The organism is Janthinobacterium sp. 67, assembly GCF_002797895.1.
In the GTDB taxonomy this organism is placed as follows: domain Bacteria; phylum Pseudomonadota; class Gammaproteobacteria; order Burkholderiales; family Burkholderiaceae_D; genus Janthinobacterium.
In genome coordinates, this window is the sequence record NZ_PGES01000001.1 from 5,344,085 (window position 1) to 5,363,800 (window position 19,716).

The following is a 19,716-nucleotide window of genomic DNA, read 5'->3' on the forward strand; positions in this document are numbered from 1 at the left end:
CAGAAAGTAGTCAATACCGTATCTGATAATCATGGGGAAGCACATGTTTGAGAATAAGCGTTTTATGAGTGTTGCAGCAGCCTTGCTGGTGTCCGTTTCTTCCACGGCCTTCGCTGCCGAGGTACCGGCGTCGTTCGATGCCAAGAACTGCAAGGCCGACTATCCGAAAGCGTCGCTGATGAACGAAGAGCAGGGCACCGTGTCGATGTCTTTCCTCGTCAATGCCGATGGTAGCGTTGCCGATTCGAAAGTCGAGAAGAGCAGCGGCTTCAAGAACCTGGACAAGGCCGCCATCAAGGCCCTGTCCGCGTGCAAGTTCAAGCCGGGCACCAAGGATGGCGCCGCGGCGCAAACCTGGACCAAGGTCGATTACGCCTGGAAGCTGGACTGATCCACGTCGCCGGGAGCCACGCTCCCGGCATGGCCGTATCCGCTATACGGGCGGCGCCTGCAAGGGTGCCGCCCGTAGTGTTATGTGCGCCAGCCAACGGCACTGTTGCCGCCGATTCTGTTACCCTCGAAACATACCTTCGGGATCTCCCACCACAAGAGGCCTACCATGCAGCGCATCCTGACACTTTCTTCCCTGGCCGCCACCGGCTTGCTGCTTTCCGCCTGCGCCACGCTGGGCACGCCCGTGGGCTTGCAGGAGGGGCAGACCGTGGCCGTCGTCAATAGCCTGAGCTGGGACAATCCCCTGACGGGCAAGCGCGACGGCGTGCGCACCAGTTGGCCCATCAAGAATGGCAAGATTGCCCCCGAATATTTTCCGCTGGCACAGCTGAAGCAATGCGAGGCCGGCGCCAAGCCTTGCGCCTGGGGCGTGATGCGGGCGCAGCGCGGGTCTCCCACGCTCAGCTATGTGGACGGCGGCGTCGACCTGGCCGTGAATGTGTCGATCGACGTGGCGCGGCGTCAGGATGCGCGCCAGGGCGAGATGCAGACGGCGATGGCGATTCCTCAGGATGTGGCCGCGCTGGCTGGGCGGCAACAGGTGCAGCCCAGCTGGAAATTGAAGTATGGCAAGGTCGAGCAAGTCGAGCTCGATTATGGCGTACGCTACCAGGTGTGCGTGCAGCGCTACGATGCGGCCGGCAAGGCCATCGATACCTGCGCGATTCCATTTATTTGAGGAAACATGCCGCGCGGGCCGCTTGTGGCGGCTTTGCCACATATCATGTTGCGGCGTGCTTCGGGGTGTAACAATCGGTAAAAGCGCAGCAAAGCCCGGCGTAATTTCTTATAGTACTTAATTAGATGCAGTAATAGTACTGGTTGAGGAGAATGACGATGAAAACCCTGTTGGCAGTAATTTCGCTGGCCGCCCTGGGTGGCTGCGCCGTGGCGCCGCCCGGCCCCGCGTATTACGGGTCGCGCGCGCCACAGGGGGCCTACAATCCCTATGAATGGCATACGGTCTCGTCCGAGCCGGTGCAGTCGGGCCGCGTGATGAGCGAACCGCGCGTGGAATATACGAATGAACCCGTGTATGTGCAGCAGCCGGTGTACGTGCAGCAGCCCGTGTATGTGCCGGCGCCCGTGTACGCGCCGCAACCGTATTATTACAATCCGCCCGTGACGATCGGGCTCGATTTCATGTTTGGCTTTGGACGTTACGGTGGACACCGCGGCGGCTGGGGCGGGCATGGACGTTACCACGGCCGCCGCTAGTCTGTTGCGGTGGCATGCAGGACAAAGCCGGACAAGCATTGCTTGCCCGGCTTTGTCATTTTACTAGTGGAAATACACCGAACCCTGGTGCAACACGTCCGCCGAGCACAGGATGTACATCGCCGCCGCTGCCAGACCTATTTGCAAGGCGCCAAAGCTGATCGGAATGAGGCGGGACATGTCGTACTCCTGAGTGGATGAGGTGTGTTGTCAGGCTTTCATCATAGGATGAGATGATGCCTTTGGGCATCGGATGAATGTCCGCCACGATGTAGGACAACACCTCGTGCGTGAGGCCCCGCCTTGCTCTCCAGGCGTCTGAGTAACCCCCAATAAATTATTGCGATTTCTGACTTCCATAACCTGCGCTCTGCGGCGTTGCCCACTGCTAGCAGTGCTCGCACTGCGTCGCAGCGGGCGCCTTGCATAGCATCAGGTTCTGTTCGTCATAACTTCACAATAATTTCCTGAGGATTACTTAGCGGTTTTTCCAGCGCACTACCGGCTCTTCCGGCGCCGTGTCCGGCACGTTCGAGATCGCCAGCCAGTGCGTCAGGCGTTCCGGGTGCTTGAGATTGATGCCCATGCCATCGATGATGCCCACCTGTTCCAGCATGCGCGCATCGATCTTCGCCTTCGACACCGTGGGCGCGCCCATGACCATGCGGTCGTAGGCCTTGCGCGCCTTGTGTTCCCACTTGTGCAGATTGCTTTCGTCGAAGCGGTTCGCTTCGAAATACACGGTCAGGGTGCCATCGAGATTGCCGAAGCCGACAATGCCCGCACCCTTGCGGATGGTGGTGGTGTTGTCGATGTCGAATTCCGCCGTGGGCACGAAAATGCCGGCGCGGCCATCGATGTCGGGACGTCCCACGGGCGTTTCCTTGCCGTAGGAACTTGTTTCGCTAATGGTTTTTTCTGCGGACATGGTGCGTGTGCGGTGGCCGTGCCAGGCGCGGAGATGGCGCCGGCGTTGCCAGCCTTCCTGTTCAATAAATGCGTGCTGATGATCAAGGCGGGGTAGGGGCCTTGGCGGAGCGATGCTGGGCATTGCTTGATACCCTGCTATTGTAGCGCCAATTTAATTCTTTATGGCAACATTTATTGATGTGGTGCACTTATTTTTTTCATGAAAAATGCCGCCCGGCCACGCGCCGGGACGGCTTGTGTGCGACTGCTCCGCTTCGACGGGAGCAGCTGCGCAAGGGGATCAGAACGCCAGGCGCCCTTGCAGGTAGACCATGCGCGGTGCACCCACCAGCTTGCCCAGGTTGCCGTCCGAGGTGCGCGTGAAATAACGCTTGTCGGCCAGGTTGTTGACGCCGGCGACCAGCTCCAGGCCATTCTGGCCCGGTACTTTCCATTTCACTTGCGTGTTCCAGGTACGGAAGCCGGGAATCACGCCCAAGTTGCCAGCCGCGTTTTCCGCCACGGTGTTGGCTTCGTCGGCGAACTGGCGGCTCTGGTGGTTGCTGGACAGGTCGAAGCCCCAGGCGCCCAGCTGGTAGTGGGCGCCGATGGTGTCCGTGGTGCGCGAATAGAAGGGCACGTCGTTGCCAGCGTTCACGCCATCCTGCAGGGTCGCCTTGGTATAGGTGTAGGTGGCGTAGGCGTTCAAGCCGGCCAGCGGGCCGGACTTGTCGAAGTGGTAGTCGACGGCCGATTCCAGGCCCCGGTGGTGCGTGGCGCCCACGTTGTAGAAGACGACGTTTTCGCCGCTGCCGATGGACTGGATCTGGTTGTCGAACTTGATGTTGAACAAGGTCGCTTCGACCGACAGCTGGTCGCTCTTCCAGCGCGCGCCCAGCTCGGCCGTTTTCGCCAGCTCCGGCTGCAGCGGGTTCTTGCTCGATTGCGCATTGAGCTGCGTATTTTGCACGGCGCCAAACGAGCTGTTGTAGTTGCCGAACAGGGTCACATTGTTGTTGAGCAAGTAGGCCACGTTCAGCGAGGGCAGGGCCTTGTTGTTGAGCAGATCGATCTTCTGGTCGGTCGGCAAGTGGTTGTAGCGTTCCGTCTTGATGTGCTCGTAGCGCACGCCCGGCGTGATGCGCCACGCGTCGATGGCGATCTTGTCGTCGATATACACGGCTTGCGCATCGGTCGAGTTGTCGGCGAAGCGCGTCGGCGCCTGCCGCACGCCGCTGGCGATGACGACGTTATAGATGCTCTCGTCGGCCCGTTCGGCCAGGTAGCGGTAGCCGACGGTGACGTCCTGCGATACCTTGCCCGTGATGAAACGTTGCGTGTAGCGGGGCTCGATGGCCGTCGTTTCATAGTTGCGCGGCTGGTGGCCCAGGTTTTTTCCGCTGATCAGGGTGCTTTCGCGCGAACTCTTGTTGTAATAGGCGCGCACCTCGAATTCCTGCGTGTTCGACATGGCATTCAGGTAGCCGATGTCGAAGGCCTTGCGCTCGCCGCTCCAGAAGTCGGTCGGGCGCGTGTTCTGGAACGGGTCCTGCTTGTATTGCGCGGCGGTCAGGCCGCCTGGCGTGCGCGACGTCACGTCGTAGTAGGACAGCTTGGCGTACACCTCGGCCGTCGGGCTCAGGTCGTAACGGAATTTGAGGGCGAAGTCGTTGACTTTTTCATCGCTGCCCACGCGCCAGTCGCTGCCGCGGATGCCCGAATACAGCACCGCCAGGCCCAGGCCACTGTCGAGCTGGGTGCCGGCAAAGACGCTGGCCTGCGTGTTGTGGCCCACTTCGCTGTACGCGTTGTAGCGCACGGTGGCGTCGCCCGTGACGCCTGGCGTGGTGGGCACGCGGCGGGTCTTGAAGTTGATGATGCCACCCACGTTTTGCGGGCCGAAGCGCACGGCGCCGCCGCCGCGCACCACGTCGACCGTCTCGACATTGGCCAGGCTGACGGGCGCGAACGACAGTTGCGGCTGGCCATACGGCGCCACCGACATCGGAATGCCGTCCAGCAAGACCGTGCTGCGCGGCGAATAGCGTCCAGCCAGGCCGCGCACGCCGATATTGAGGGAAATGGCGCTGCCGGCGCTGCCCGAGTTGTCGCTGATCTGCACGCCGGGAATGCGGCGCATCACGTCGCTGAGGCTGGTCGCGCCCGAGTTTTCGATGTCGTCCTTTTGCACCACCGTGCGGGCGCCCGCGAAATTCTTCGTGCTGGCGGCCATGCTGGTGCCCAGCAGGTTGCTGCTGACCTGGATCGATTCCAGGATGGGCCCGGCGTTATCGGCGGTATTGGCTTGCTGTGCCTGCGCGGCGATGGGCGCGTTCAGGCAGGCGAGGGCGATGGCCAGCGCGCACGGGCGCAGCGAAAAGGGCAGTGTGGAAAATGTGGCGGCCATGCATGGATCTCCGTAGTGACAATGTTTGCGCGGGCAATCGGGCGGCGCGACAACATCGTGGCGTGGACATCCGGCGCAAGGGGATAAGAATGATAATGATTCTCATTTTATCCGTCAATTGCGAATGTTGCGTAGTGGCTATATGCCTGCCTGTGGGATGGGGAAGTGTTGCTGGCGCGGTACGGTGGGCGGTTTGGATTGCCGCTTGGCACCATTGCTCGGGTGCGGCGGCATTGCGAAGGCTTCTTGTATACTCCCGCTTTTGCAGCCGTCAGACGTGAACGTACAATGAGCCAGACAACTGAAACGACACCAGGCATTTCCTCCGTTGACCGCCGCCAGGCCGAGCGGCCTGCCGCCGCCCGCAAGCTCAATCTCCTGGTGGTCGACGACAACCAGGAAGTCGGCGAATCGCTGGCCATGCTGCTTGAAGCGCTGGGCCACCACGCCGTGGTGGTGCGCAACTGGCAGATGGCCGTCGAGCAAGTCAAGCTGTGCGTGCCCGACGCCGTCTACCTCGACATCGAAATGCCCGGCATCAGCGGCATCGAAATCGGCCGCCGCCTGCACCACAATCCCGAAACGGCCAACGCCGTGCTGATCGCCGTCACCGGCCATAGCCTGCCCATGTACATGGACGATGCGCTGGCCGTGGGCTTCCGCCACTTCCTCGTCAAACCCGTGCGCCTGGAAGACCTGGCGACGACGGTGCAGTCGGTGCTGGCGGGCTAGGCCCCTGTCCTAAGGCCTGCTCAGCGACCACTGCTGGTTGTTCGCATTGGTCAGATTCCACTGGATGATCTGCGCGTTTTCCGCCGTGCTCAGATTCAATACGTCCAGGGTCAGGTTGCTGTAGCGGTTGCTGATCGTCTGGTAGCCGGCTGCGGGGCTGGCGAAGCGCCATTGCTGGCCCAGTCCGCCCCAGTAATTCCATTGCGCGATATTCGTGCCGGCCGTGGTCGAATTGTTGTAGTCGTCCAGGCCCAGCAGGCTGTTCGCATTGATCAGGCTATAGTAGCCGTCGCCATGTCCCACCACATACCATTGCTGGTGTTTTGCTCCCGTATACGTTTGCTGCTGCACCAGCGCGCCATTCGCCGTGCCGGCGCCCGCCACGGCCAGCGCCTTGCCGCTCAGGCGCGAGCGCAGCACCGTGGGTCCGTCCGAGATGCCGCCGCAGCTGGCGACCGTGAAATTGCGCGTCAGGCTGGGCCAGCCGCCCTCATACGTCATTTTTAAGATATCGAGCTTGGCCGTCCCGTTGTCGTTGACGTCGTAATAGTGGATCGACGTGTAGTTGCAGCCATCCTGCTTGAGCACGCCGATATGGCCCGGTCCCTTGTATTTGCCGTCGAGGTTGGGCAGCACCGTGCGCGTGCCGCTGTACGGCCCCGTCACGCTGCTGGCGCGCTGCACTTCCACGTAATACGTGCTGGCGGCGCCCTGGCAGCATTTGCCGCGGTTGGCGAACAGATAGTAGTACTCGCCGTCGCGCGTGATATAGGGCGCTTCGATATCCTTGCCGCCGCCACCGAGGATGGTGGTGACGTTGCCGCTTGTCTTGCCCGTGGCCTGGTTGATTTCCGTCACGCCGATGCCGCCGAAAAACGAGCCATACGACATGTAGACCTTGCCATCGTAATCGCGGAACAGGGCCGGGTCGATGGCATTGATTTCCGCGCCGCCTCCATACGATTGCACGACGATGCCCAGATCCGTCCAGCTGGGGTTTTTCAGCGAGGCCGAGCGGGCCACGCCGATGGCCGACACGGACGTGCCGAAGGTGGAGACCGAGTAATACAAATAGTAGTAGCCGTTCATGTGGATCACGTCCGGCGCCCAGTACGAGCCGCTGAAGTTGGGGATTTTGTTGGCGATCCAGGCCGGCGGCATGCTGAACACGGGCGCGGGGCCGGCCGACCATTTCAGCAAGTCCGTCGAGGTGGAATACCAGATGCCGTCGCCCGTCGTGAAATTGAAATACGTGTCGCCGTCGCGCGTGAGGGTGCCGGGGTCGTGCGCGTTCGGCACGCCCGTCAGGTTGATTGCTTGCGCATGGGCGCAGAACATCAGGCACAGTGCTGCCAGGATTTGCTTCATCGTTGTCTCCGTACTGTTTTTATGGGGCGGTCCAGGCCGCACCCCAGAGTAGGGCGATGGTCAAATTTGCACTAATGAATTTTTTACAGGAAGCGATACCGGGGCGGGTATCGGGGAGGAAATAAAAGCGGCGCTGGAATAGAAAAAGCCCGGTTCGAAAACCGGGCTCTTCTTTATTCTGTGGGGTGGCTGATGGGGCTCGAACCCACGACAACAGGAATCACAATCCTGGACTCTACCAACTGAGCTACAGCCACCACTGTCTTACTTACCTGTTTAGCTGTTTTGCTGAACAGGTGCCGAATTATACAAAGAACTCGGCAAAGTGGCAAATCTAAATGCAGTCTTTTTTAAAGAATCGAAAGATTGCATGAAAACGCCTGTTTTCCCTCATACGGACAGGTGTTCGACGGGCGGGTGCAAGTCCAGCAAACCGGTGAAGGCTTGCGCCAGGGCTTCGACCTTGGCCGTCGTGTAGCCCTGCAGTCGTGGCGCGTCGTTGCCGCCGCGGCGCAGGCTGGCGGCGTCGAGCAGGCGGGTCAGCTGGCGCGCCACGGCTTCTCCGGTATCGACCAGGGTGACGGGTTCCGCCGTATGCGCGCGCACCGTGCGTTCGATGGCGTCCTGCACGAACGGGTAGTGGGTGCAGCCGAGCACGAGGGTATCGACGCCTTGCGCCAGCAGGGGCGCGATATAGCGCTCGAGCATGGCGCTGGTGGCGTCGAGCGGGTCGCTGCCCATCGCGGACTGTTCGATGCGTTCGACCAGGCCCACGCAGGGCTGCAAGATGAATGTGGCGCCGGTCGCGCTGCTGACTTGTTCGCGCAAGGCCAGCAGCTTGTCGCCGCGCAAGGTGCGCTCGGTGGCCAGCACGCCGATCTTGCCGTTGCGGCTGATGGCAGCCGCCGGTTTCAGGCCCGGTTCGACGCCGACGATGGGCAGGTCCGGGTAGCGCGCGCGCAGCGCCTTGATGGCGGCGATCGTGGCCGTGTTGCAGGCGACGACCAGTGCTTTCGCGCCTTGCTGCAGCAGATAGCCGGCCACTGCCAGCGAACGGTCGATCACCTGCTGTTCCGTCTTGTCGCCATACGGCGCATGGCCGGAATCGGCAAAGTAAATCAGGTCTTCCTGCGGCAGCTGTGCGCGGATATGGCGCAGCACCGACAGGCCGCCCACGCCGGAGTCGAAGATGCCGATAGGCAGCTTGACTGCTGGGGTCAGACCCGCCGGGTCTGACCCCAGATTTGCGCTATTACTTAAGGTAAAAGTCATATTAAGCCGAGGCCGATGAAAATAAAAAAACGCCGCGCTGATTGCCGCGCGGCGTTAATGGTAGAGCTTGTTTAAGCAACCGTCACGGGAATCTTGCTCACGCTATTGAGTTGCTCGATCTTCGCCTGCCATTCCTTCGGACCCGTGTTGTGCACCGATGTGCCTTTCGAGTCCACAGCCACCGTGACCGGCATGTCGACGACGTCGAATTCGTAGATCGCTTCCATGCCCATGTCGGCAAAGCCCAGCACTTTCGCGCCCTTGATGGCTTTCGACACCAGGTAGGCGGAACCGCCCACGGCCATCAAATAGGCCGACTGGTGCTTCTGGATCGATTCGATGGCGACAGGTCCCCGCTCGGCCTTGCCGATCATGGCGATCAGGCCGGTTTTTTCCAGCATCATGTCGGTGAACTTGTCCATGCGCGTGGCCGTCGTCGGGCCGGCAGGGCCGACCACTTCGTCGCGCACGGGGTCGACCGGGCCGACGTAGTAGATCACGCGGTTTTTAAAATCGACAGGCAATTCCTCGCCCTTGGCCAGCATGTCCTGGATGCGCTTGTGTGCGGCGTCGCGGCCCGTCAGCATCTTGCCGTTCAACAGCAAGGTCTGGCCCGGCGTCCACGAAGCGACTTCTTCTTTCGTCAGGGTGTTCAGGTCGACGCGCTTGGATTTTTCCGTATCCGGCGTCCAGTGCACTTCCGGCCACGACGACAGCGATGGCGGTTCCATGTAGGCAGGGCCCGAGCCATCCAGCACGAAGTGGCCGTGGCGCGTGGCGGCGCAGTTCGGGATCATGGCGACAGGCTTCGACGCGGCGTGCGTCGGGTGCATCATGATTTTCACGTCGAGCACGGTCGTCAGGCCACCCAGGCCCTGCGCGCCGATGCCCAGCGAGTTGATCTTGTCGCACAGCTCGATACGCAGTTCTTCCAGCTTGTTTTGCGGGCCGCGTTGTTTCAGCTCAAACATGTCGATGTCTTCCATCAACACCTCTTTTGCCATCAGCATGGCTTTTTCGGCCGTGCCGCCGATACCGATGCCCAGCATGCCTGGCGGGCACCAGCCGGCGCCCATGGTCGGCACGGTTTTCATGACCCAGTCGACCAGCGAATCGGACGGGTTCATCATGATCATTTTGGATTTGTTTTCCGAGCCGCCGCCCTTGGCAGCCACTTTCACGTCGACGGTATTGCCTTCGACCAGTTCCATGTGCACCACGGCTGGCGTGTTGTCCTTGGTGTTCTTGCGGTCGAAGTGCGGGTCGGCCACGATGGAAGCGCGCAGCTTGTTGTCGTCGAAGTTGTACGCGCGGCGCACGCCTTCGTTGACGGCGTCGGTGACGGTGCCGCTGAAACCTTCGAAGCGCACGCCCATGCCGATTTTCAGGAAGACGTTGACGATACCCGTGTCCTGGCAGATAGGACGCTTGCCTTCCGCGCATATGCGCGAGTTGGTCAGGATTTGCGCGATCGCATCTTTCGCCGCCGGGCTTTGCTCAGCCTCATAGGCGCGCGCCAGGTGTTCGATGTAATCAGCAGGGTGGTAGTAGCTAATGTACTGCAACGCTGCGGCGACGGATTCGATCAGGTCTTCTTGCTTTATGACAGTCATGGTGTTCTCGCGGTGGATAAGAAGGGTAAGACTCTTTGCTGAAAGCCCATGGCCGCCGCTGGCAGCCATGGGCTTCGGGTTTAATGCGGTCGTGCCTGGTTCTGCGTCACCGTCATGATGCGGTCGGTGTACGCGATCGCCATGGCGGACAGGATGAAGACCATGTGGATCACCGTTTGCGCGATGACCACGTTCGGTTCCTTGGCATACGCGGTGGCGTTGATAAAGGTCTTCAGCAGGTGGATGGACGAGATGCCGATGATGGCCATCGCCAATTTCGTTTTCAGCACGGAAGCATTTACGTGCGACAACCATTCCGGCTGGTCTGGGTGGTCATCGAGGTGCATGCGCGAAACGAAGGTTTCGTAGCCGCCGATAATGACCATGATCAGCAGGTTCGAAATCATCACCACGTCGATCAGGCCTAATACCACCAGCATGATGGTCGCTTCGTTCAGCTTCACGGGAGGCGGCACGCCAGGCACGGTCACGGCGCTGATGACGTGCTGCAGGGCCGCATCATTGCCGAACACGGCGCCGATCAGGTCGGACAATTCCACCCAGAAATGGAAGACATATACGCATTGTGCGAGGATCAGGCCCAGGTACAGCGGCAACTGCAGCCAGCGCGACATGAAGATGAAGGCGGACAGCGGATGCAGCTTGGTATGTTTGGTGGTCGGTGGTAGGTGGTCGATCATGTAGGGGTTTCCTGGGGGAGTAAATACCAATTTTTGGCATGCCCGACATTTTACACTTGCTGTTGATTACTGCGCATGGCCTTGCTTCTGATTATGCAGTTTGATGAAACACCAAGTGGTATTGAACCTGCGGCGCACCGTGCATTTTCCCAGCGAAAATACTGTACGGCGTCCCCTTGACTCCTGTTGCCGAAGGCGCTTATGGTTAGCCTTGATAGGGGTAAAACGCTGCATAAACGCGACATGTAAGGCGTCCGTAAGACATGGGGCTTATCGTGTTAGCAAACAATTACTACACTGGAGACAAGCATGAGCGCTACAGAGAACCAAGGGCAGGGCACACAGCAGCAGGGACCAGAAGAGTCACGCGTATTTGAACCGTCGGCAGCATTTGCCGCACAGGCAACGATTTCCGGCATGGACGCTTACCGCGCCATGGTGGCCGAGGCCGAACGCGACTACGAAGGCTTCTGGGCCAAGCTGGCGCGCGAGAACCTGAGCTGGAAAAAGCCATTTACCCGCACCTTGAACGAAGACAACGCCCCATTCTACAAATGGTTCGAAGACGGCCAGCTGAACGTGTCGTACAACTGCCTGGACCGCAACATCGAAAACGGCCTGGGCGACAAGACGGCCATCATCTTCGAAGCGGACGACGGCACCGTCACCAAGGCAACATATAAAGAACTGCACGAAAAAGTCTGCAAGTTCGCCAATGGCCTGAAATCCAAGGGCATCGCCAAGGGCGACCGCGTCATTATCTATATGTCGATGTCCGTCGAAGGCGTGGCCGCCATGCAGGCGTGCGCGCGCATCGGTGCCACCCACTCCGTCGTCTTCGGTGGCTTCTCGGCCAAATCGCTGCAGGAGCGCATCATCGACGCGGGTGCCGTGGCCGTTATCACGGGCGACGAGCAATTGCGCGGTGGCAAGAAACTGCCACTGAAATCCATCGTTGACGAAGCGCTGGCGCTGGGCGGCTGCGAGTCCGTGAAAAACGTCATCGTCTACCAACGCACGGGCAGCGACCTGCCGATGGTGGCTGGCCGCGACACATGGCTGCACGAGCTGGTCGAAGGCCAGAGCGCGCAATGCGAACCGGAATGGGTCGATGCCGAGCATCCATTGTTTATTCTCTACACCTCCGGCTCGACGGGCACGCCGAAGGGCGTGCAGCACTCGAGCGGCGGCTACCTGCTGTGGGCCGCGCTGACGATGAAGTGGAGTTTCGACATCAAACCGGACGATGTGTTCTGGTGCACGGCCGACATCGGCTGGGTGACGGGCCACAGCTACATCGCGTATGGCCCGATGGCCGTGGGCGCCACGCAAGTGGTGTTCGAAGGCATCCCGACCTACCCGAACGCGGGCCGTTTCTGGGAAACCATCAAGAAGCACAACGTCAGCATCTTCTACACGGCGCCAACGGCCATCCGTTCGCTGATCAAGGCGGCCGACGTGGACCCGAAAGTCCATCCAAGCAACTACGACCTGACGAGCTTGCGCCTGCTGGGCACGGTCGGCGAGCCGATCAATCCGGAAGCGTGGATGTGGTACTACAAAAACATCGGCGGCGAGAAATGCCCGATCGTCGATACCTTCTGGCAAACGGAAACGGGCGGCCACATGATCACTCCGCTGCCTGGCGCGACGCCGATGGTGCCCGGTTCCTGCACCCTGCCATTGCCCGGCATCATGGCCGCCATCGTCGATGAAGCGGGCCAGGACGTGCCGAACGGCCAGGGCGGCATCCTGGTGGTAAAGCGCCCATGGCCATCGATGATCCGCACGATCTGGAACAACCCCGAGCGTTTCAAGTCCAGCTATTTCCCGGAAGAACTGGGCGGCAAGATGTACCTGGCAGGCGACGGCGCCATCCGCAACAAGGACACCGGCTACTTCACGATCACGGGCCGCATCGATGACGTGCTGAACGTGTCGGGCCACCGCATGGGCACGATGGAAATCGAATCGGCCCTGGTCGCCAACCCGCTGGTGGCCGAGGCGGCAGTGGTGGGCCGTCCGGACGACACGACAGGCGAATCGATCTGCGCCTTCGTGGTGCTCAAGCAAGCCCGTCCGACGGGCGAGGAAGCGAAGAAGCTGGCCCTGGAGCTGCGCAACTGGGTCGGCAAGGAAATCGGCCCGATCGCGAAACCGAAGGAAATCCGCTTCGGCGACAACCTGCCAAAAACCCGCTCCGGCAAAATCATGCGCCGCCTGCTGCGCGTGCTGGCCAAGGGCGAGACGATTACGCAGGACGTGTCGACCCTGGAGAATCCGGCGATTCTGGAGCAACTCAAAGAAGCGTCCTGATGTTGCTTGGGTAGCCAAAACCCAAACCAACATCCGGGGTCGGACCCGCCGGGTCCGACCCCAGCCCTTACGGGGTTACTGTAGAAGCGCTACTTTTACCCCACGGTAAATAACTTTGGCAGTCCGTAGATTCTTTGCTATAATCTGCGGCTTCGCGACAAGCGAGAAATAGTACGCAATGTAAGTAAGACACATTGCCTGCAGGAGAGGTGGATGAGTGGTTGAAGTCGCACGCCTGGAAAGCGTGTATAGGTTCATAGCCTATCGGGGGTTCGAATCCCCCTCTCTCCGCCACGGATAGTAATTAAGTAAGATCAGGACGTCTCAGGAAGTCCCTCAAAAACCGCTTAGAGCCTTGATTCTAAGCGGTTTTTTCGTTTTTCGGCGTCTCGAAATGTGCCAAGACGTTTCAGTACGTCTAACTTTTTTGAGGGAAGGCGTCGGGCCGCATTCCCCCATCCTTGACTACCATTCCCGCATAACTGTCCTATAGTGGTTTCAGACGCATTTGCGAAGGAGGCCACCATGGCAAAGCTCATCGTACCGCTGTCCGAACTTCAGGTCAAAAACGCCAAACCAAAGGATAAACCATACAAGCTATCCGACGGCGGCGGCTTGTTCGTAGAAGTCATGCCGAGCGGGTCTCGTATCTGGCGCTGGAAGTTTCGCCAGGCCAACGGCAAGGAGAACGCACTGACGTTTGGTCCTTATCCGGAAATTACGTTGCAGGATGCGCGTGAAAAGCGCTTGGCAGCGCGGCGCCTGATGCTGCAAGGGATCGACCCGGCCAAGCATCGCGACGATGCCAAACGACTGTTGAAAGAGCGCGCCGCCAACACATTTGAAAAGATCGCCCGCGAGTGGCACGCCAACAAGGTGCCAACCTGGAGCGAGCGCACCGCCAAGAACGTCCTGCAACGGCTGGAGGCAGATATCTTCCCGGCCATTGGCCGCAGGCCCATCGATGAACTCAAGCACCTCGATGTAATCGCTGCGCTGCGCAAGATCGAGGAGCGCGGCGCAAGCGAAATTGCCCATCGCCAGAAGGCGGTATGTGCTTCAATTTTCAGCTACGCGATTCAATGCGGATTCACAGAGCGCAATCTGGTCACCGATATGAAGGATGTGTTGAAGACCGTCCGTGCCGGACACTTCGCCGCCATTGAAACCGATGAACTGCCGAAGTTTCTGGCCATTCTAGACCGCAACGAAGCACGCATGTTCGCGCCGACCCGCATTGCGCTGCGTCTGATGCTGCTGTGCTTTGTACGCACCAGCGAGTTGATTGAGACACCCTGGAGTGAAATTGACCTGGAGCGCGGCGAGTGGATCATTCCATGGCAACGCATGAAACGCGGCAAGCTGACCGTCAATCCTGACATGACCAACCATCACGTCTGCCTGTCGCGCCAGGCGCTGGAGCTGTTGCGCGAACTGCACGCGATCACGGGCCGCAGCAAGTACCTGTTCCCGAATCAGCGCGACCACGAAAAGCCGATCAGCAATAACACGATACTGGTGGCGCTTGGACGCATGGGATACAAGGGCAAGATGACCGGCCACGGCTTTCGGGCGCTGGCCATGAGCACCATCAAGGAGCGCCTGGGCTACCGGCATGAAGTCGTGGACCGGCAGCTGGCACATGCACCGAAGGATAAGGTGGCCAGCGCCTATGACCGCGCCCAGTTCCTGGCGGAGCGGCGCCGGATGATGCAGGATTGGGCCGACTATATCGATGCCGTCAGCGGCAAGGGAGCGCCGCCGCAGGCGCCAAGATTAACGCTGGTCAGTGGCGAATTCAGCCGGGATGGCGGAACAGGAGGGCACCATGTCTAAGTATGTACTGCGCCTCACGGATGCGCTTATCAAGCAAGCTGCCCCCAAGGAAAAATTGCATAAACTAGCAATTTGAGCCTTTGTCCGGGCTGCAACGCTGCCGGTCAATGCCAGTAACACCAGCCCATTCCGCGCCGGTCGCAAATCTGTGTACGACGAAAAGCGCACTTGACGAAACGAAGCACTTGCAAACGTCGATATCAGGCATAGAATGAAGCTCTCTTATGTGGGAATCGCTCCCACGAGGGCATGCATCGAGCATGTCCCTATGCTTAGCGGCATAGGCGTTGCGGTCGTCACCCGCCACCATGATACTTAGCAGTTTCTGCTAGATATATTGCCGGGCCATGCAGAAGCATGCACATCTCGGCACGATAAAGCGCTGCCTTCAGCGTCTTCATATCCCACAATCCGCAAGTCGGATTGCCTGGATGATTGCGCCCCGGTGGGCGCTTCCTCAAACAGGAGCAAGACTCCTGCCCCGATTGGTTCGCATGCCCCACGAGGTAGCGCACCGTATGAAGCACAGCATGGCTTTGCCGCAAGCCGCACCGTCAGCATAAATGCCAGCGATGCGATGCCATCGCGGCTGCCGCCAGCACATGTGCTTCAGAGCCGCCAGTATCGTCACCGCGAGTGCGATGCTGGCATGTATGTCGTCACATGCCATGGCTACGTGCGCGCGTCGTTACTGGCGGCGTGCTGCCAGTGACGACACGCCGTCGATGGCATAGGCCCAGGCGGCAAGCGGCATTCCACCGCGTGATGATGTTCAGTGATGGGGCCAGGCGCCCCGCATCGCAGGCAAGCCCTGCGATGTCCTTTGCCCGCTACGGGCTGATTAGTTGAAGTTGATCCGTGCACGATGTGCACTCCATGGACCCTGGGTGATTGGTCCCCGCTGCGGCGGCTTCCTCCGGGAGCGCGCAGCGGTGCCACACGCGCATGCGGCGCGGGCAGGCAGTAACAGCAACCGCATACACGGGAGTGGTGTCCCGAGGCCGTTGATTCAACCTTTTCTGCCGAGGCAGTGAGGGTGGCCAGAAACACTTACCAGACAGGATTACACCACGCGGCATCGATGTGGAAACCCAAGATCGAAGGGATGACTTTGCCATGCGCGACTTGAACTACCAGCTCAAGCAACTGTGTCACCGCAACCGGGATGGCAGCTTTGCGACGCAGGCCGACCGCGAGCGCTTATTAAACCTGTGCGCCAACGACCTGGCGGAGCGGGGCTTCCAGCAGATGAGCGTGGACAGTCTGAAACCAAAGCATGTGGCGGCGCTGCTCGACAAGTGGAAGCAGGATGGCGTCAGTACCGGAACGATCAAAAATCGCATGAGCGCCTTGCGCTGGTGGGCCGAGAAGATCGGCAAGGAGAACGTCATCGCGCGCACCAACGGCGAATACGGCATCGCGGAGCGGGTGTTTGTCACCAACGTCTCGAAGGCGAAGGTGCTCGACGCCGACACGCTCGCCCGCGTGAATGATCCGTATACGCGCATGTCCCTGCAGTTGCAGGCGGCGTTTGGTTTGCGGCGCGAGGAAAGCATCAAGATCAAGCCGGGATGGGCCGATGGCGGGAACATCCTGCGTTTGCAGGATAGCTGGACCAAGGGCGGCAAATACCGGGAGGTCCCGATTGCCACCATGCAGCAGCGCGCCGTACTGGAAGCGGCCAAGGCGCTGGCGGGAAAAGGCAGCTTGATTCCGGCGCAGTTGCGGTATCGGGATCAGTTGAACCGCTTTCGTGCGCAGTGCGACAAGGCTGGCATCCATGGCGTGCATGGTCTGCGCCATGAGTACGCGCAGCGGCGCTATGCCGAGCTGACTGGCCGACCTTGTCCAGCCAATGGAGGCACGACGTCCAGACAGCTCGATGCTTCACAAAAATTAGTAGATCACGCCGCGCGGCTGAAGATTTCGGTGGAGATGGGGCATGGTCGTGAACAGGTCACCTCCATCTATCTAGGTAGATGAGCGCCCACTTGTATCAGGGGCGCAGCGCATGGAATAGAAAAGATGCAGAAGGGGCAGCCCTGGCGCTGCCCGAACTATCGCGGAGAGGCTGCACGACTCTCCATTGTTTGCTGTTCATCAATCGAAGGAGTGCCTTATGACCACGACTAAAAAATTCCTCCGCTTACCTGCGGTAATCGAGGCTACCGGCTGGTCCCGCGCCACCATCTGGCGCAAGGTGAAGGCAGGTGTGTTGCCAGCGCCTATTCCCATCGGCCCTAAATCCATCGCTTGGGACGCTGAGGAAATCGCCCAATGGCAGCAGCGCTGTATTGACGCTAGGAGTGGAGTCGCTTGAGTGGGAGTTAATAGTGGCTGGATAGGAGCGCCCCACCTCGTAAGACGTCACGGGGCAGGCCTACCGGCCCTCTCTGAATCGTCCAACTGCTGCCGCTGCGCGGCAGCCCCGCGCGCCTGTGGCGCGCGTTCGTGGTTCAAATTAGGTTTCGACTGAGCATGCTTTTACGGCGGCCAATGTATCAGTCTGTGTCCGAATGGCGCACCTGACCCTGGCGGCCGCATCATCAATACCTGCCAGCAATCGTTTCGACCCGCCACCACAAGGAGATTTTTCTGTCCGCACGGAAAGGCGCAACCATTGGAGGCGAATCACGCTATTGCCGTGTAGTACTCGTACAGCAGACTATGAAAATTTGTTGCTGACATTGAGCAAGGTCGGCACAGATGCATGTCAAATGTTCCCATTTTGACGCTGTCTATTACCGTTGATCTGCCGTGCTAGTTTCGGCCTACATTCCTGGTAAATCTACTCTTGTACCTGCAAAAAAATGGTTCGGTCGAAGCGTTACCCGATGATTTAAGGGTTCAGTCGCTGCACAGAGCGGGGGAGGATAGGTGAAGTTAGCTAACCTTCGGTTAGCTAACTTCACGCCTGCCTATTCGCACTTCGTGCTCTACGTAACGCCCCAAATTAGACTTTCGAACGAGCAGGCATCTACCTCACTTTTGGGTAAGTGCGCGTCCAAATGGCAGATCTGCCCCTTGCGGTGCTTGCGGCGGTCGAGCTGCAATGCGCGTTGCGCGTTGTTTTTTTTTGCGAAATAGCAACAGACCTACATATTACGTAGAATTTTCACCGCAATTTTAAAAACTTTTTACTTATGTATTGTGCGAAAACAAAGTATGCATTAGTGTTGTCGATCTTCTATTGAAAATGGATTGGTATGTCTGCGATTATTCAGTTGACGTTTGATGGATCTTTAGTGCGAAATCAACATCAGGTTGCGTTAAGAGATTTGGCTCAATCGATGATGGCGATACAATCAGCAGCCGACAGAGCCTGTTTAGATGTATTGCATGGCGATGTTTGGAAGCACCAGCGTTTGCCCCGCCAGCATTACGACTATGTAGAATTTATCGTAGGGCAGCCGCAAGCTGGCAGTTACATTATCGATTTTTTTTCTGAGCAGGCAGGAGCTATTGTCGCGCGAATGAAAAGGGCGATTGTGACTCCTTACGCTATTGCAGTTGAGGAAGCTGGCGAAGAGGTGTATACGTTGGGACATCAAATTGAGGCACGTCGAGATATGGCGAAAAGTGCTGGAAAGCTTGTTTCTTACGAAGAGCTTGATACGCATGACATGCCGCTAATTAAGCGAACTTATGGCGACCGCTCGATTAATAAAGAGTTTGGGCAAATGTTAACTCCTGTCGCACGTGAACCTGGTGGACTAATGAAGCTTGTTATGAAGGAATCCGACGACGATCCGGTTCAAACTTTTGAATTCGATTCAGATGCGGCGAAGCGTTTCAAAAAAATTATTTCTTTAAAGCAGCTAGGTGCGCCAGTTGTTTATGAGGGGACTATCCGCGAATTAGATCGTGGTCCTACTGATAAAGTACGAAATTTTCGCGGTAAATTTATAAATGTATCAAATCAAAAAACTGTAATCATACACATAGCTCATAAAGAAGATTTTAGTCGACTGGTTCCTCTTCTGAACTCCGACGAGCCAATAAAAATAATTGCAGCCCCCGTTATTGAATTTTCTTCCTATGATCCCGTAGGAGGTGATATACAATTTTTAGAGATCTATCATGTCTGAGGAAGGGAAGATCGAGAAATTAAAGGAGCAATATATTGACGAAATTCTCGGAATTGTCCCTCTCAGCCAAGCTGTTTTTATAGTGTTAATGTCGCTTATTTCTGATCGTTTACTAAGTGGTGCATCACCGAATTTCCTTTCCGCTATTGCAAATATTGATCTAAAGTCATCTTTGGGGCTAGATGCCGGGCGGTTTTGGGAAGTTGGATTACTTTCAATAGTGATTTCTTTCGCTTTAGCTTTGCTAAATATATTAATTTTACGGAGGGCGCTTGATTTTTCGCTTCGTCAGGCTGGGCTCGGTCCCGTGCTTATTTCCTGGCAAAGCGCAGCTGCTAGTAGAGTTTCTACTCTCTCCGAAATTCAAAAAAATGCAATTCAGAATTCTTTTAAAAATGAGATTGATCTTAGGTTGAGAAAGTATAAGGCAAAGAGAATTTCGACTGAATTGATATCATCGATTGCAAGCGTGTCTTTTTATTCCACGCTCTTCTTGGTATATTGTTCTTATAAAAATGCAGATTCGCTCATTTGGTCTTTTACGGAGACATTATTTTTATGTGGAACAATCTTGCTCAGCTTACTTCTGCACCGTTCTTCAGTAAGATACGCAATCGCAAAAGTACTTCCACTTAAAATTTATCTGTGCGTTATAACTGGGGAATTGGTTTTCTTTGAAACAATAACATCCTAATTATAGCCACGAATGCGCACCCTCGGCGTGTCATGGGGCCAACGCAGAAGGCCAGCAATCAAATTGATGAGCAAAACAGTTGCTCACCTCTTAAACTCTTCTGTGAACT

The 19,716-nt window shown here is 58.0% G+C and carries 16 protein-coding genes and 2 tRNA genes; 11 read left to right on the plus strand and 7 right to left on the minus strand.

Annotated features, from left to right (window positions below; translation table 11 throughout):
* The first annotated feature begins 64 nt into the window (after positions 1-64).
* The 3 genes from CLU90_RS23915 (at position 65) to CLU90_RS23925 (ending at position 1,671) form a co-directional block, all read left to right on the plus strand.
* Positions 65-391: an energy transducer TonB gene (locus CLU90_RS23915; protein ID WP_092716018.1), complete on the plus strand. Its 327-nt coding sequence runs from the start codon at positions 65-67 to the stop codon at positions 389-391.
* A gap of 168 nt (positions 392-559) precedes the next feature.
* Positions 560-1,132, plus strand: a complete 573-nt coding sequence (locus CLU90_RS23920) for a hypothetical protein (RefSeq protein ID WP_092716021.1) — start codon at positions 560-562, stop codon at positions 1,130-1,132.
* Between the two features lie 158 nt (positions 1,133-1,290).
* Positions 1,291-1,671, plus strand: a complete 381-nt coding sequence (locus CLU90_RS23925) for a hypothetical protein (protein WP_092716024.1) — start codon at positions 1,291-1,293, stop codon at positions 1,669-1,671.
* Between the two features lie 478 nt (positions 1,672-2,149).
* Here CLU90_RS23925 and CLU90_RS23930 read toward each other — a convergent pair whose 3' ends face one another.
* Together CLU90_RS23930 and CLU90_RS23935 are read right to left on the minus strand one after the other, a co-directional pair.
* Positions 2,150-2,599: a hypothetical protein gene (locus tag CLU90_RS23930; RefSeq protein ID WP_092716026.1), complete on the minus strand. Its 450-nt coding sequence runs from the start codon at positions 2,597-2,599 to the stop codon at positions 2,150-2,152.
* Between the two features lie 282 nt (positions 2,600-2,881).
* Complete coding sequence (locus CLU90_RS23935) at positions 2,882-4,987, minus strand: TonB-dependent receptor family protein (RefSeq protein ID WP_100429042.1); 2,106 nt, start codon at positions 4,985-4,987, stop codon at positions 2,882-2,884.
* A 288-nt stretch (positions 4,988-5,275) separates the two neighbouring features.
* Here CLU90_RS23935 and CLU90_RS23940 point away from each other — a divergent pair, with 288 nt between their 5' ends.
* A complete protein-coding gene (locus tag CLU90_RS23940) occupies positions 5,276-5,719 on the plus strand; it encodes a response regulator (protein WP_092716030.1) in 444 nt (147 codons plus the stop codon).
* A gap of 9 nt (positions 5,720-5,728) precedes the next feature.
* Here the strand turns inward: CLU90_RS23940 and CLU90_RS23945 are convergent, their stop codons facing one another.
* The 5 genes from CLU90_RS23945 to CLU90_RS23965 form a co-directional block, all read right to left on the minus strand.
* On the minus strand, positions 5,729-7,087 hold the full coding sequence (locus CLU90_RS23945) for a family 43 glycosylhydrolase (protein ID WP_100429043.1): 1,359 nt from the start codon (positions 7,085-7,087) through the stop codon (positions 5,729-5,731).
* A 181-nt stretch (positions 7,088-7,268) separates the two neighbouring features.
* Positions 7,269-7,344 (minus strand) — tRNA-His (locus CLU90_RS23950).
* A gap of 133 nt (positions 7,345-7,477) precedes the next feature.
* Entirely contained in the window at positions 7,478-8,359 is an 882-nt protein-coding gene (gene murI, locus CLU90_RS23955; RefSeq protein ID WP_100429044.1) for a glutamate racemase, read from the minus strand.
* Between the two features lie 71 nt (positions 8,360-8,430).
* Entirely contained in the window at positions 8,431-9,972 is a 1,542-nt protein-coding gene (locus tag CLU90_RS23960) for a fumarate hydratase (protein ID WP_100429045.1), read from the minus strand.
* 80 nt (positions 9,973-10,052) lie between these two features.
* Complete coding sequence (locus tag CLU90_RS23965) at positions 10,053-10,673, minus strand: YqhA family protein (RefSeq protein WP_034760097.1); 621 nt, start codon at positions 10,671-10,673, stop codon at positions 10,053-10,055.
* A gap of 309 nt (positions 10,674-10,982) precedes the next feature.
* Here CLU90_RS23965 and acs point away from each other — a divergent pair, with 309 nt between their 5' ends.
* The 7 genes from acs (at position 10,983) to CLU90_RS29440 (ending at position 19,607) form a co-directional block, all read left to right on the plus strand.
* Positions 10,983-12,989, plus strand: coding sequence for an acetate--CoA ligase (acs, locus tag CLU90_RS23970; RefSeq protein WP_100429046.1), 2,007 nt, complete (start codon positions 10,983-10,985; stop codon positions 12,987-12,989).
* 203 nt (positions 12,990-13,192) lie between these two features.
* Positions 13,193-13,283: transfer RNA gene (locus CLU90_RS23975), tRNA-Ser, on the plus strand.
* A 231-nt stretch (positions 13,284-13,514) separates the two neighbouring features.
* A complete protein-coding gene (locus tag CLU90_RS23980) occupies positions 13,515-14,825 on the plus strand; it encodes a tyrosine-type recombinase/integrase (RefSeq protein WP_100429047.1) in 1,311 nt (436 codons plus the stop codon).
* 1,116 nt (positions 14,826-15,941) lie between these two features.
* The gene (locus tag CLU90_RS23985; protein ID WP_100429048.1) at positions 15,942-16,808 is read left to right on the plus strand and encodes a phage integrase N-terminal domain-containing protein; all 867 of its coding nucleotides are present in this window, start codon (positions 15,942-15,944) and stop codon (positions 16,806-16,808) included.
* A 136-nt stretch (positions 16,809-16,944) separates the two neighbouring features.
* The gene (locus CLU90_RS23990) at positions 16,945-17,145 is read left to right on the plus strand and encodes a helix-turn-helix transcriptional regulator (RefSeq protein ID WP_100429049.1); all 201 of its coding nucleotides are present in this window, start codon (positions 16,945-16,947) and stop codon (positions 17,143-17,145) included.
* A gap of 886 nt (positions 17,146-18,031) precedes the next feature.
* On the plus strand, positions 18,032-18,913 hold the full coding sequence (locus CLU90_RS29435) for a hypothetical protein (RefSeq protein WP_157808887.1): 882 nt from the start codon (positions 18,032-18,034) through the stop codon (positions 18,911-18,913).
* Complete coding sequence (locus CLU90_RS29440; protein ID WP_157808888.1) at positions 18,906-19,607, plus strand: hypothetical protein; 702 nt, start codon at positions 18,906-18,908, stop codon at positions 19,605-19,607. Before CLU90_RS29435 ends, CLU90_RS29440 begins: the two co-directional genes overlap by 8 nt.
* The last annotated feature ends 109 nt before the right edge of the window (positions 19,608-19,716 follow it).